At 53.8% G+C, this 13,446-nt stretch carries 13 protein-coding genes; 7 read left to right on the forward strand and 6 right to left on the reverse strand.

Annotated elements, in window-relative coordinates:
* Positions 1 to 56: 56 nt before the first annotated feature.
* A complete protein-coding gene (locus tag AC52W5_RS01225; RefSeq protein WP_495669663.1) occupies positions 57 to 413 on the reverse strand; it encodes a hypothetical protein in 357 nt (118 codons plus the stop codon).
* A gap of 320 nt (positions 414 to 733) precedes the next feature.
* On the opposite strand from AC52W5_RS01225, the gene AC52W5_RS01230 reads away from it, so the two are divergent.
* Genes AC52W5_RS01230 through AC52W5_RS01240 form a run of 3 tightly spaced genes read left to right on the forward strand, consistent with a single transcriptional unit; the run spans position 734 to position 3,390 of the window.
* Positions 734 to 1,693 carry a metal ABC transporter substrate-binding protein gene (locus AC52W5_RS01230; RefSeq protein ID WP_495669664.1) on the forward strand — a complete coding sequence of 320 codons (960 nt, stop codon included), beginning with the start codon at positions 734 to 736 and terminating at the stop codon, positions 1,691 to 1,693.
* Positions 1,665 to 2,504 carry a metal ABC transporter ATP-binding protein gene (locus tag AC52W5_RS01235; RefSeq protein WP_495669665.1) on the forward strand — a complete coding sequence of 280 codons (840 nt, stop codon included), beginning with the start codon at positions 1,665 to 1,667 and terminating at the stop codon, positions 2,502 to 2,504. The genes AC52W5_RS01230 and AC52W5_RS01235 overlap by 29 nt, the downstream gene beginning before the upstream one ends.
* Complete coding sequence (locus AC52W5_RS01240; protein ID WP_256210371.1) at positions 2,476 to 3,390, forward strand: metal ABC transporter permease; 915 nt, start codon at positions 2,476 to 2,478, stop codon at positions 3,388 to 3,390. The genes AC52W5_RS01235 and AC52W5_RS01240 overlap by 29 nt, the downstream gene beginning before the upstream one ends.
* A 56-nt stretch (positions 3,391 to 3,446) precedes the next feature.
* On the opposite strand, the gene ftsB is transcribed toward AC52W5_RS01240, so the two are convergent.
* From ftsB to tadA, 5 genes are all read right to left on the reverse strand, one after another.
* Positions 3,447 to 3,755, reverse strand: a complete 309-nt coding sequence (gene ftsB, locus AC52W5_RS01245; protein WP_371265868.1) for a cell division protein FtsB — start codon at positions 3,753 to 3,755, stop codon at positions 3,447 to 3,449.
* Between the two features lie 38 nt (positions 3,756 to 3,793).
* Positions 3,794 to 5,077 carry a phosphopyruvate hydratase gene (gene eno, locus AC52W5_RS01250; RefSeq protein ID WP_495669666.1) on the reverse strand — a complete coding sequence of 428 codons (1,284 nt, stop codon included), beginning with the start codon at positions 5,075 to 5,077 and terminating at the stop codon, positions 3,794 to 3,796.
* A gap of 146 nt (positions 5,078 to 5,223) precedes the next feature.
* Positions 5,224 to 6,930, reverse strand: coding sequence for a CTP synthase (gene pyrG / locus AC52W5_RS01255; protein ID WP_495669667.1), 1,707 nt, complete (start codon positions 6,928 to 6,930; stop codon positions 5,224 to 5,226).
* A 442-nt stretch (positions 6,931 to 7,372) separates the two neighbouring features.
* Positions 7,373 to 7,852: a L,D-transpeptidase family protein gene (locus AC52W5_RS01260; RefSeq protein ID WP_495669668.1), complete on the reverse strand. Its 480-nt coding sequence runs from the start codon at positions 7,850 to 7,852 to the stop codon at positions 7,373 to 7,375.
* Positions 7,842 to 8,354, reverse strand: coding sequence for a tRNA adenosine(34) deaminase TadA (gene tadA, locus AC52W5_RS01265; RefSeq protein ID WP_495669669.1), 513 nt, complete (start codon positions 8,352 to 8,354; stop codon positions 7,842 to 7,844). Before tadA ends, AC52W5_RS01260 begins: the two co-directional genes overlap by 11 nt.
* A 381-nt stretch (positions 8,355 to 8,735) precedes the next feature.
* Here tadA and AC52W5_RS01270 point away from each other — a divergent pair, with 381 nt between their 5' ends.
* From AC52W5_RS01270 to AC52W5_RS01285, 4 genes are all read left to right on the forward strand, one after another.
* Positions 8,736 to 8,927: a hypothetical protein gene (locus AC52W5_RS01270; protein ID WP_495669670.1), complete on the forward strand. Its 192-nt coding sequence runs from the start codon at positions 8,736 to 8,738 to the stop codon at positions 8,925 to 8,927.
* Between the two features lie 219 nt (positions 8,928 to 9,146).
* Positions 9,147 to 10,088: a DUF5996 family protein gene (locus tag AC52W5_RS01275; RefSeq protein WP_495669671.1), complete on the forward strand. Its 942-nt coding sequence runs from the start codon at positions 9,147 to 9,149 to the stop codon at positions 10,086 to 10,088.
* Between the two features lie 151 nt (positions 10,089 to 10,239).
* Positions 10,240 to 10,710, forward strand: coding sequence for a hypothetical protein (locus AC52W5_RS01280; RefSeq protein ID WP_495669672.1), 471 nt, complete (start codon positions 10,240 to 10,242; stop codon positions 10,708 to 10,710).
* Entirely contained in the window at positions 10,707 to 13,373 is a 2,667-nt protein-coding gene (locus tag AC52W5_RS01285) for a M64 family metallopeptidase (RefSeq protein ID WP_495669673.1), read from the forward strand. The genes AC52W5_RS01280 and AC52W5_RS01285 overlap by 4 nt, the downstream gene beginning before the upstream one ends.
* The last annotated feature ends 73 nt before the right edge of the window (positions 13,374 to 13,446 follow it).

A 13,446-nucleotide genomic window follows, 5' to 3' on the forward strand; every position in this document is an offset into this window, starting at 1 on the left:
CCTGTCGGCAACCCCCCGCATCGGGCTCGCCGGGAAGCCGGGAGGTATAGTAGTAATCAATTGCGTGCGCCCTGGTATTGAATAGATTGAATACCTTCACCACTATGCTGGGTAACGATCAGGCCGGGAACGGTTTCGAACAATTCCCCTGGTCGATAAACCGTCCGCTGCTCAAGCTGCCGCTTGAGTACGGTACCCTCGTTTGCCGAATGGGTTGTCCCGATGAGATTTCTGGCATCAGCCCGGACTTCCACTTCATTCAAGGTCTGGATCCCTGCTGCGTTGCTGCACCAGGGAACCATCATTCCCGCAAGTATTGCCTCAATCGAAAGAACAACACGGCAAGCCGCTCGAGTCGAATAAGGGCGGAAACTGCCCTTGATCACGCGCTCTGATTTAGGGTCACGTCCCACTCGAAATGCCCGGTTTCCTTATGGGGAGGCTCAAGCCGCAACAGAAAAATGATAAGAAATATTGCAGATTTGTAATACCCTCAGACGAAAGCCAGGGAAACCGCCATTCGGTTAAAAATACGTGCGGATAACGCGCATGTCTGTCAGGGGATGTGGAAATAACCCGTAGGAATAAATGAAGTCTTTGTCAGGATTTCCCTACATTACCGGAACTGGATTGATGGTAGGCTCTACAGGCACATTCAAGGATGGTCGATTTCCGGCAGAAGCGGGAATATCCATCGCCATTTGCCATTTCCCCTTGACAGAAAAAAACGGCCGTGCAGCTTCGTCAGATCGCCATCCCATTTCTACTGCTTCTGTTGGGGCAACCGTTATCTGCTCATTCCGGAGATGCGACCAAAAGGCTCTTCATTGTAACCACCGTGGCTCCCATCACGAATATTGTCCAGAATGTGAGCGGTGAGTACGCCAATGTCGCGGGAATCGTTCCCGATGGGACCGATTCTCACACCTTCGAGCCGGTTCCCGGGGATGCAAAGCTACTGGAAACAGCCGATATCATTATTGCCAATGGCCTCGATCTCGAGTTGCCCACCCTGAAGCTGGCAGAAAAGATCACGAAAGGAAGAGTAAGGATTCTCGAGCTTGGAAACCGTATCTTGCGCAAGGAAGACTGGCAGTATGATTTCAGCTTTCCCCGCGAGCGTGGCCATCCCAATCCTCACCTCTGGCCCAACATCGCGCTGGCGATGCGTTATGTCGAGGTCGTGCGGGATGAGCTCATTGCACTCGATCCCGTGCACAAGGAAGGATACATTGCAAATGCATCGGTGTATCTGGGCAAGCTGCGTAAACTGGATAAGGCAATTTTCGATTGCGTAACGACCATTCCGGAGAAAAATCGCAAGCTCGTTACTTACCATGATTCTTTCGCGTATTTCGCTCCCCGTTATGGGATGAAAATCATTGCAGCGATTCAACCCTCCGATTTTTCGGAACCCGGACCGCGAGAGGTAATCCGCATCATAAAGCAGATCAGGAACGAGAACGTACCCGCTATTTTTGGCTCTGAAGTTTTCCCCAGCAAGATCATGGAGCAGATCGCCCGCGAGACGGGCGTCAAGTTCATAGATCAGCTTTCCGATGATGCGCTGCCTCCGCCGCCGGAAAACTCTTTCATCGGCATGATGGCGAACAACATGACGATAATGACGGCAGCACTCGGCGGTAATCCGGGGTGCATGGCAAATGTCGACACGAGCAATATCAAGTACTGAATCGCATATACATCCCGCAATCAGTCTCAGCGATGTGACGGCTGGCTACGGACGTCATATCGTCTTCAAACGCCTGTCGTTGAAAATTGACAGAGGTCAATTCACTGGAATAGTGGGCCCAACCGCATGCGGCAAAACGACGCTGCTTAAAACCATTCTAGGCACACAATCGCCCCTTTCCGGCACCGTGCTCCTGAATGGACAGGCATTGAACGACATTCCGCGCGGCATTATCGGCTATGTGCCACAATTGGAAAGCGTGGATTGGCGTTTTCCCGTTACCGTGGAAGAGGTCATCCTGATGGGCTTCTATACCGGAAAGCGGATATGGCCATGGCCAAGCACGGAAGAGCGAGAGCGTGTCCATGATCTGGCACACAGGCTGGGCATTTATCGCTGCCTGCGCCAGCAGATATCAAATACCTCCGGAGGGCAGCGGCAGCGTGCATTTCTCGCCCGTGCACTGGTCAACAACCCGGCGCTGCTGGTGCTGGATGAGCCTACCTCAGGGGTCGATATGAAGGCTCAACATGAAGTGCTCCATCTGCTGGGTGATATCAATAGCGAAGGTATTACCATTTTGCTCACAACGCATGACCTTAACGCCGTTGCTTCACACCTGCCTTGGGTAATATGTTTCAGGAACGGCTTGATAGCGCAGGGAAAGCCTCGCGACATCTTTACCAATGACATTCTGACCAGGACATACGGTGGCGATATCACCATAGTGAGGCATGAAGACTATTTCCTGATTGCCACTGGCACACCCATTCACTTTTCAGATGGCGACAGTGATCGAATTTCTTCTTGAGCCGCTGAAGTATGAATTTTTCTGGCATGGGCTGCTGGCAACACTGATGGTGGGGGCTTCCTGCGGCTTGATTGGAGCCCTGGTGATACTGCGCGGGATGAGCTATGTAGGGCACGGACTATCGCATGCGGCATTCGGCGGAGCAGTGGTTGGATTCATATTGAATCTCAATTTTTATGCCGGTGCCGGGGCAATGGGCTTGCTTGCGTTGCTATTGATCAACCGGATTACCAGGAGCGGCACGATCAAGCTGGATGCAGCTATCGGCATAGTCACGAATGCCATGTTCGCGCTGGGCATTGCCATCATCAGCCAGGTGCGAGCCTTCAGCCAGAGTTTCGAAGCAGCTCTGTTCGGAAATATCCTTGGAATCACGGAAGGAGACCTGCTGCTCATCGGGTTCGTTTCCCTATCCACCTTGACAACGATGTTCTTGATGTACAGGCCGCTGCTCTTCTCTACGTTCGATCAGGAAACGGCACAAGTGTTCGGCATCAGGACAGCCAGAGTTCAACTGGTATTCTCGCTGCTCCTCACGCTAACCATCATTGCCTCCATGAACATTGTTGGTGTCACCATGATCGCTGCCACCCTCATCACCCCCGCGGCCACGGCCCGCCTTATGACTGACTGCTTCAGCCGCATGCTCATCTATGCATTGATCATCGGCGGGATAACGGGTGTCGCGGGTATGTATCTGAGCTACATTTTCAACACGGCCTCGGGGGCAACCATTGTTTTATTTGGAGCTTCATTATACTGTCTGGGGTGGCTTACCAACTTCCTTCATGAGAGGTATATTCTGCAAAACCATCTTGATGGAAAATCCGATTTCGTTCAAACAGCACCGCATCAAAGCGTTGAACGAAACGAAGCTGGACTTTAAGTCAGATCTGGCCAATGCGCTGTCACAAAAATGGCTGAGCCTTTGCTCACAAAATCCTAATCATTTTTATCGTTCACCGTACGGAAGAAAATCTCACCCTCCTTGATCATCCCGAGTTCATTGCGCGCGCGCTCTTCGACAGCGTCATACCCCTGCTTGAGGTCCCGCACTTCCGCATCCAGCGCGGAATTGCGAGTTTTGAGTTTTTCGTTGGTTTCGTACTGGGTTGCAAGCTGCTGATCGACCTCCCATACTTTCAGCCAGCTACCCTTACCCAGCCATAGAGGATATTGCAGCAGAACAATCAATGCCACGAGTATAAGAGTCAATACTTTCACTTCGGCTTCTCCCAGGACTCCTCCCATGAGGAATTCCTGATCTGTCCGTTTGGATTTGAAAAGGCTTATTTCAACTGGTAGAAGGCGTCGCGACCGGGATAACTGGCGGTGTCGCCCAGATCTTCCTCGATGCGCAGGAGTTGGTTGTATTTTGCAAGGCGGTCGGAACGGGAAAGCGATCCGGTCTTGATCTGCAATGCATTGCTCGCCACAGCGATGTCCGCGATCGTGGTATCTTCGGTCTCGCCCGAACGGTGCGAGACCACTGCTGTGTAGCCGGCACGCTTTGCACTTTCAATCGCGTAAAGAGCTTCGGTAAGCGTCCCGATCTGATTGAGCTTGATCAATATGGAATTTGCGATGCCTTGGGAGACACCTTCTTTCAGAATGCTCGCGTTTGTAACAAAAATATCATCGCCCACCAGTTGCACGGATTTCCCAAGTCTGCTGGTCAGCAGCTTCCAGCCATCCCAGTCATGTTCGCTCATCCCGTCTTCAATACTGATAATGGGATACTTATCGATCCAGGTGGCAAGATAATCGGCAAACTGGGTCGAATCGAGCACCAGGCCATCCGACTCCAGATGATATTTGCCGTCACGGTAAAACTCCGAAGCAGCGCAATCCAGGCCAATGGCGACATCCGACCCCGGAAGATAGCCCGCGTTCTCGATTGCTTCCACGATCAGTTGCAATGCCGCCTCATTATTGGGGAGATCGGGTGCAAAGCCGCCTTCGTCACCCACCGCCGTATGCATGCCTCTCTTGTCGAGCAAGCCTTTCAAGGTATGAAATATTTCTGCACCCCAACGCAGGGCTTCGCGAAAACTCTGGGCGCCCAGAGGAATGATTACGAACTCCTGCATGTCAATATTGTTATTGGCATGGGCACCGCCATTGATGACGTTCATCATGGGAACAGGCATGGCCATGGGTCCCGCGCCGCCGACATACCGGTACAGCGGTAGTCCGCATTCTTCCGCCGCCGCCTTGGCTACCGCGAGCGATACGGAAAGAATTGCGTTGGCGCCAAGCCTTGATTTGTTGCCGCTGCCATCGAGATCGATCAGTGTGCGGTCGATAAAAGCCTGGTCCATTGCATCCAGTCCCATGATTGCTTCTGAAATTTCGGTGTTCACATTTTCCACCGCTTTCAGTACGCCTTTACCGAAATAGCGCTGAGCGTCCTCATCGCGCAATTCAACAGCCTCCCGGGTGCCAACCGATGCGCCGGAAGGAACAGCCGCCCGACCCAATACTCCGGATTCAAGCAAAACATCCGCTTCCACGGTTGGATTCCCGCGCGAGTCAAGAATTTCGCGGGCGATGACATCTACAATTGCACTCATGCTATTTTTCCCTGATCATTTATCTGTAAATTATTAAAAACGGTTCTGCTGCTTTCCGGGGGCTACCGGGAACGACTGGAGGATGGGAGGCTGAAACGACCTTAAATGGTCTTAAACGGTCTTGAAAGGCGCCTCCAGCAATACGGTTATTGGATATAGGCGCCCATTGTGGTGCGTTCAGGCTTATCGGCCGGTATCACCCCTTCGCTGGAAAGGTTCTTGTCCGCGGACACTGCCGCCGCCTCGATGAATGCCGCAAAGAGAGGGTGTCCGGTCCGGGGAGTCGAGGTGAACTCAGGATGAAACTGGGAGGCAACAAACCATGGATGTTCGGTTTGCGGCAATTCGACCATTTCGCACAATCCCTCTCCGGCCGATACTGCGCTGATACTCAGCCCTGCCTGTTCCAGACGGGAGATGTACCGATTGTTAACCTCGTAACGATGCCGATGCCGTTCGATAATTTTGTCCGACCCGTAAATTTTACGGGCAAGAGACCCCTCTTTGAGCAAGCACTCCTGGCCGCCCAGTCGCATGGTCCCTCCGAGATCGGAATCCGCAGTCCGGGTTTCCAGCTGGCCTTCACGGGAGCGCCATTCGATAGTCAGTGCAATAACGGGATAAGCTGTCTCAGGGTGAAACTCGGTACTGTGCGCCCCTTGCATACCAGCCTTGTTACGCGCGTATTCGATGACAGCCAGCTGCATGCCAAGGCAGATGCCAAGGTAGGGAATGCGGTTGGTACGCGCGAAATGGATGGCCATAATCTTGCCCTCTACTCCCCGTTTTCCAAAACCACCAGGCACCAGGATAGCATCCATGCCTTCCAGACAACGGGTACCGTCCTTTTCTATACTCTCGGAATCCACATAATGAATGTTGATTTTGCTGCGAGTGTGAATTCCTGCGTGAATCAACGCTTCCGAAAGAGACTTGTAAGACTCCGTCAGATCGACATATTTTCCAACCAGCGCGATTTCTATCGTCCGCTCTGGATGTTCCAGCGCGTGAACCAGTTTTTTCCAGGTCCTGAGATCCGCTGCCTTGGCAAGCAGGTTCAGCTTGTGGCAGACAATTTCATCCAGCATCTGGTCGTGCAGCAGCGAGGGAATTTTGTAGATGCTGTCCACATCCAGCGCCAGGATCACCGCCTCTTCCCGAACGTTGGTGAACAGTGCGATCTTGCGCCGTTCATCCCCAGGCAATGCACGGTCAGCACGGCACAACAGCACATCCGGCTGAATGCCGATTTCGCGCAACTCCTTTACTGAGTGCTGCGTTGGCTTGGTTTTCAGCTCTCCCGCTGAGGCAATGTAGGGCAGCAATGTGAGGTGAATGAAGCAGGTATCTTCGCGCGGAAGTTGAACCGCCATCTGCCGGATAGCTTCCAGAAAGGGCAGTGATTCAATATCCCCTACGGTTCCACCGATTTCAACGATGGCTACCTGGGCGTCTCCGGCACCCGCCCTGATGTAATGCTTGATTTCGTCCGTGATATGCGGAATGACTTGTACGGTGCCGCCCAGATAGTCGCCACGCCGCTCCTTCTTTATCACGCTCTCATAAATCTGACCCGTGGTAAAGTTGTTGCGCCGGCTCATCTTGCCACTGATGAAGCGCTCGTAGTGCCCCAGGTCGAGGTCCGTTTCCGCGCCATCCTCGGTGACGAAGACCTCACCATGCTGAAAGGGACTCATGGTGCCTGGATCGACGTTGATATAAGGATCCAGCTTGAGCAGGGTAACTTTGATGCCGCGGGTTTCGAGAATGGCTGCGAGAGAAGCGGCGGCGATACCTTTCCCCAGAGAAGAAACCACCCCTCCGGTCACGAACACGTACTTTGTCTTCGTCATTGGACGCCGATCATAAATACGCCCTTTGCCCCAACCAGCGACGCACCTCTTCTGGTCGATTCGACTTTGTCATAAGGAGACAGCCACAACGCGTACTTTGTCATGGACGGATATGATACCTGAAAACACATCATCACTCAAATTGGGCTGGATAGCAAAGCTGCGTTTTTATGGATGAAGTGAACAGGAAGTACCAGATTCACCCTCTTTATACCTGTGCTTTATTACAGCTATTACAGCCAACAGCAAGAGAGATATTAACGGCAGCCTGGTTTAAATAATGAATGGCGGAAAGTGCAAGGCAGGATTCTTTTGACTATTTTGTATCGCTGGACGCCCCACCTCTGTCGTTGTGGCGCAACCATATTAATACTTGTCCCTAATTCTAATTCCCCTCTGTAGGTGCCTATACCGTATATCACTATACAGCGGGGCTAAACACCTACGTATTCCTGATATCCACCTCCGTTTCAGCCTCCACTAGATCAAACAGTTCCAGCAAGTCCTGGTTCCGCATGCGGATACAGCCGATGGAGCCGGGTTTGCCCATCTCCACGCTATCGGGAGTGCCATGAATGTAGATATACCTGCGCATCGTGTCCACCTTCCCCAGGCGATTGAAGCCGGGCTCACAACCGGAAAGCCATAAAATGCGGGTCAGTATCCAGTCCCGGCGGGGGAAATTTGCGGCAAATTCTGGCGTATAAATTTCGCCGGTGGGACGACGTTTCACGAATACCGTATTGACCGGTTGTCCGGTCCCGATCTTGGCGCGAATGATGTGCCTGCCTAATGGCGTACAAAAGCTGCCATTCTCCTGTCCCACCCCGTTTTTCGCCGAGGAGATACGGTAACGCTTGACGACATCGTTCTTGTCATGTAAATCAAGTGTTTGAGAAGGAATACTAACTTCAATTCTCATCAATCTCTTCCCTGTTCATTGTTCTTGCCTCGCGTCTCTTCAAAAAGAATTGCTTCAGTTTGTATCCCCCCTTCTCCGCGAGCACCCCTCTCGTCACCTGCAGGTGATGGTTGAGCCGAAGCTCAGCAGAGAGGTTAATCACGCTTCCACATGCACCCGTCTTCGGATCCGCTGCACCGTACACCAACCGGGCGATACGTGCATGAAAAATCGCTCCCATGCACATGGCGCAGGGCTCCAGAGTCACGTAGAGCGTACAATCCGTCAGCCGGTAATTGCCAAGATGACGGCCTGCGTCCCGTAAGGCCATCACCTCTGCATGCGCAGTGGGGTCTGATGTCGAGATGGGACAATTATAACCGCGCCCAATAATTGTTCCATTCCTGACCATGACCGCCCCAACCGGCACCTCGCCCGCTTGTTCCGCCTGGGCAGCAAGCTCCAATGCAGCATGCATGAAACCGGCATCCGAACTATTCAAATCAATTATTCTTCCCTGCATTACTGAAACAAAATGTTCCGCTGGATTTGGACGCCTTGCTCCAGAACCCTGATACCCTTCGCGATCAGCTTTACCCGCAATAGTCTACCTTCTGGATATTCCAGCTTTCTCTCCCAATTGAGCGTAAGTCGATATTGTATATCGCCCACCTGCTCCCGCAGAAGGCTTGTCCGATCCGGTCAAATCCTTCACCTTCAGGAACGGGTTTATTGATCTGCATTTCTCCCTGCTTTCTTGTGTCGCGGAGAGCCTCTAAAGCTTCTTGCTATTTGAAACAACATGAACTAGAAAAAACTGTAAGGCCAGTAGACTTCCGTAAGCAAAGCTTTCAATCAAATCGTTTCAGGGAGAATTGGAAATGTCCGAATCCCACAGGAAAAATTGAAGCCTCTCGAACCATTGAAGGGCGATGACCGGCAGCGTATGGGTCGTTTGTTTGAAGAGATTACAGGGAAAGCGCAGGAGATGAGTGCAATAATGAATCGCCTGCATGGCACCCCGTTCGCTGGTCAAGCTTCCGCATCTCTTCGTCTGCTGGGTCTGCAGGTACGAGCACCGATGGCCCCGGCATAATTACCGTTGTGTGCAATGATGAAACCCGCGAATGTGGATGCTACGATCACGAGGCCGGAACATGTGGTCCATGCCTTGAGCTTCCCCGGATTTCCCTTGATCTGAACGAGAGATTCTATCGCTCCGCTCGATCCGGTTCCGATATAATATGCCAGATGAATGGTAGGCAGGCGTTATAGTGATGCGATTTTTCCATTTTTCGGCGTCGACCTAATACCTATGACAAATAAACATATAGCGGATATCGGGACTGGCTGGCCGAAACTGCCTCCCCTGGAAGCCTGGCAGGACACCTGCAACACCCTCCATATGTGGACACAGATAGTCGGGAAGGTGCGGCTCATGCTCTCGCCGGATATCAACCACTGCTGGGGCTCCACGCTTTATGTCACCGCTCGCGGCCTCACCACTTCGCCTATTCCTTACGGGATATTTACCTTCGCCCTCGACTTCGATTTTATCGCGCACACACTTCATATCACCACATCGAAGGGTGCCGATCGCACCTTCGCGCTGGAACCCATGTCGGTTGCTGATTTCTACTGCAAGACCATGCAGGCGCTCGACGAACTCGGCATCGAGGTAAAAATCCTTGCCAGGCCGGTGGAGGTGGAAGTGGCTATTCCTTTCGAGAAGGATGATCAGCATGCAAGCTATGATAAAGACGCGGTTTCCCTCTTCTGGCACGCCCTGGTACAGGTGGACTGCGTTTTGAAGGATTTTCGGGCCCGCTTCGTAGGAAAAGTGAGTCCGGTGCATTTTTTCTGGGGCGCGTTCGATCTCGCGGTAACCCGGTTCTCGGGACGTACCGCGCCGAAACATCCGGGAGGCGCGCCCAACGTTGCCACCCGTGTAATGGAAGAAGCGTATTCGCATGAGGTATCGAGTGCGGGCTTCTGGCCGGGGACAGGCCTGGGAGAGGCTGCCTTTTATGCTTATGCCTACCCCAGCCCTGCGGGTTTCAACGAGTACAAGGTTCAGCCGGAGGCAGCTTATTTTCATGACAAGCTCGGCGAATTCATCCTGCCCTACGAAGCCGTTCGAACAACCGGGAATCCTGCACAGACACTGCTCTCGTTTCTTCAAACCACTTATGAAGCAGCTGCCACTCTCGCACACTGGGATAGGGACGCGCTCGAACGTAAGACCGTGAAAGCCTGAGTGACTTCAGCGTGGCTCAGCGAGTTCTTAAGGCAAACAGGAGCAGGGTGCAGGCGAATGTGAACAGAGCAGGCATCAGGATTAGGGCCAGCAAACCCAGTTTAACGCATTATCCCTCGCGAGCTGTACCGTCCTACCCACAGGAGAAAGCATGCCAAATTCGGAGCAATCCCGACGGCTCGACCCCAATCTGCGCAGGACGCTGAGGCTCACATTCCGGATTGCAGATGGAGTAGTTCACCTTGTCTCGTACGAGCGACTTCCCATGATTTGTCCGCCTTCGGTTGGAGAAGCGCCGCAGGCCAGAAAAAATGGTGGCTTCTGGATGGAACTCCAGGACAGGAACAACCAGCTCCTGTTTCACCGGCTTATCCATTCGCCGCTCGTCGGCTCCGTTGAGGTGCACTCACCCGATGGCAAGATTGAACGAAAATTCGGGGAGGTCAAGGAGAGTATTTTTGAAGTGCTTCTTCCGGACAATCCCGCTGCCGAATCCATTGCCCTGATGGGTGAGTCACTGAATGTTTCTGCTCTTTCCGCTACAGGCGCACAGCAGCGTGCCACCTCAACCGAGTTGGCCCGATTTGACATACCTAGGGGAGAGAAAGGGGGCATGCAATGAGTGCGAGTGACGGGTATGTCATCGGCACCACAAAGATCGTTGATCACGGTTCCGATAGTGTGCGATGGAACCTGGTCATTCTGGGCGATGGATACCGTACGACCGAGCTGGCCCAGTACCATACCGATGTACAGAACTTTGTTACAGCCCTGCGCACTACTCCGCCGCTGGACGAACTCTTCTGCGGGATCAACGTGCACCGCGTCGACGTGGTGTCGAATGAAAGCGGCGCGGATGACCCTGGATGCGCGGGGGGAACTCCAGCCACGGCCAATACCTACTTTGACGCGACATTTTGCAGCATCTTTGCCGGAACACCGCTCGATCGCCTGCTCACCGTGGATACCGTGCTCGGGTTGTCTGTTGCGTCCGCCCAGGTCCCGCTCAGGCATCAGATACTTTGCATAGTCAATTCGAGCAAGTATGGGGGCTCAGGTGGAGCCATTGCCACGTGCTCCACCCACGCCCAGGCAGCGCAGATAGCGATCCACGAAATGGGGCACAGCGCTTTTGGACTGGCCGATGAGTATGGGGGGAATGGCGCAGGCACACCGGCGGGAGAACCCTCTCAGCCGAATGTAACGCGCGACACGAACCTTGCCACGAACAAGTGGCGCGACCTCATCGCGCCGAGCACTCCCATGCCTTCGCAATGCAACCCCGGATGCGCGGCATCCGCCTGCGTCCCACCCGCGATGCCTCCCGCGCCTGGTGCGGTAGGCACCTATGAAGGCGCAATTTACTCGGACTGCGACACCTATCGCCCCCTGCCAAGCTGTTATATGCGGGATTATGCGCCCTTCTGCCCCGTCTGCGCAGGCGTAATCCGGCAAACGCTGCAACTGTTTCTTCCCCCTGAATCGATCACCCTGACCACTCCGAGTATAAATTTCCTGAATGTTCCCGCCGGGATGGGCGGTGTCGGCGTAACAACGCATCGGGCAATCGTATGGGAAGTAGTGTCCTGCCGAAGCCTCACATTCGAGATTACCGCAGGCCCTACCGGCGGATTCGGTACACCGAATGGCACCTCCGTTGTGGTGACGAGCGACCCGATTCTGCCGGTCACCTACGCGCGGCTGTGGCTGTCCTACACCTCCATGAATCCAGGCGATACTGCCAGCGGCAATGTTACCGTGCGCTGCGTCCAGACCGGGGAAAGCTGGGTAATCAACATCGCTGCCAACACAATTGCGCGTCCTCACTCCGCTGTGGCGCTTGTGCTCGACCGCTCCGGCAGCATGAATGAAGATGCTGGCGATGGTATCCCCAAGGTACAGAAACTGCGTGAAGCCGCCAATGTTTTCATTAGTGTCATGCAACCGGGGGACGGTATCGGCCTTGTCCGCTTCAACGAAGCGGCACAGCGCCTCATGGAAATCCAGGAGGCTGGTGCTGCTCCGGGCGGCGCAGGGCGAACCATCGCCATTGGACATATTGCGGGAAGCGACATCGATCCCGCTGGCGCCACCTCCATTGGTGAGGGTGTCGTGAATGGAAAGCAGATGCTGGATGATGCGCAAGCGGCAGCAGCTACACCTTATGACGTTACCGCCATGGTCGTGCTCACCGACGGAATGTGGAACCGTCCCCCGCCTCTAGCCGACGTCACGGGCAGCATCACGGCAAATACTTATGCGGTCGGCCTGGGGCTGCCCTCCAATATCAGTGTTCCCGCATTGACAACCCTATGCCAAGGACATAACGGGTATCTTCTGGTGACCGGCGCACTTTCGGGCGACCAACCCATGCGGCTCAGCAAGTATTTCCTGCAGATTCTCGCAGGCGTATCGAATGCCCAGATCACAGCCGATCCGCGGGGTGTTCTCGATAGAGAATCGGAGCATCGTATCCCGGTTTCGATCTGTGAAGCGGATTATGGAATGGATCTGATCGTATTGAGCCCTTTCCCGCGAGCGATCGATTTTCAGCTTGAGGCGCCGGACGGCTCCAGTATTACGCCGGCTTTACCACCGGAGCCAACCAATTCACAATTCATCTTGAGCCCGTATGCATCTTATTACCGATGCGCGTTGCCAGTGCTTCCGGCCCAGGCTTCCGGAAGCCATGCCGGGCAATGGCATGCAATATTGAAGTTGCAGGGCGGAACATCGCTATCTGCTGCACAGCACACGGCGCTACCCTATGAGTTTGTGGCGCACATCTATTCCAGCTTGACCTTCACGGCGTACGTCAAGCAAGGGAGTTTCGAGGTGGATGCAGTCATTCACCTGATCGCTGCGCTGTACGAATATGATGCACCGCTTCAGGGAAATGCAAACGCCTGGGCCGAAATAGTGCGACCGGATGGGATTTCTGAGCTTATCGCGCTCAGCCACGATTCGCAGGGGCAATTTACTGCTGCCTATTCACTCAAAGTACAAGGCGTCTTCCACATCCGGGTGCGCGCACGCGGTGAAACCGCGCGGGGAACGCCTTTTGAACGGGAACGCACGCTTACTGCGGTTGCGACCCCGGGGGGCGATGTATGGAATCCGAACGAACCCAAAGCCAACGATTTCTGCAACCTGCTGCACTGCCTTCAGGAGAAGGACTTGATCAGCGATGAACTCATACAGAGGCTAAAGGAACAGGGAATCGATCTGTCGACGCTGTTGAAATGCCTGGATGAACAGTGTGGCATCCGGATAAAACCCGAATAATGTCCGAAGGAGGAATCGGTCGGGAGTCCTGACCGTGAGCCTTTCAATCATCCGCCCACTTTCCACTCTTTCC

It is taken from the genome of Nitrosospira sp. CT, assembly GCF_059489795.1.

Excerpts from the sequence above, each read along its gene's own strand:
- AC52W5_RS01235 (WP_495669665.1), top strand. The coding sequence starts at position 1,665 with ATGTCGACACGAGCAATATCAAGTACTGAATCGCATATACATCCCGCA.
- AC52W5_RS01240 (WP_256210371.1), top strand. The coding sequence starts at position 2,476 with ATGGCGACAGTGATCGAATTTCTTCTTGAGCCGCTGAAGTATGAATTT.
- ftsB (WP_371265868.1), bottom strand. The coding sequence starts at position 3,755 with ATGGGAGGAGTCCTGGGAGAAGCCGAAGTGAAAGTATTGACTCTTATA.
- eno (WP_495669666.1), bottom strand. The coding sequence starts at position 5,077 with ATGAGTGCAATTGTAGATGTCATCGCCCGCGAAATTCTTGACTCGCGC.
- pyrG (WP_495669667.1), bottom strand. The coding sequence starts at position 6,930 with ATGACGAAGACAAAGTACGTGTTCGTGACCGGAGGGGTGGTTTCTTCT.
- AC52W5_RS01260 (WP_495669668.1), bottom strand. The coding sequence starts at position 7,852 with ATGAGAATTGAAGTTAGTATTCCTTCTCAAACACTTGATTTACATGAC.
- tadA (WP_495669669.1), bottom strand. The coding sequence starts at position 8,354 with ATGCAGGGAAGAATAATTGATTTGAATAGTTCGGATGCCGGTTTCATG.
- AC52W5_RS01275 (WP_495669671.1), top strand. The coding sequence starts at position 9,147 with ATGACAAATAAACATATAGCGGATATCGGGACTGGCTGGCCGAAACTG.
- AC52W5_RS01280 (WP_495669672.1), top strand. The coding sequence starts at position 10,240 with ATGCCAAATTCGGAGCAATCCCGACGGCTCGACCCCAATCTGCGCAGG.
- AC52W5_RS01285 (WP_495669673.1), top strand. The coding sequence starts at position 10,707 with ATGAGTGCGAGTGACGGGTATGTCATCGGCACCACAAAGATCGTTGAT.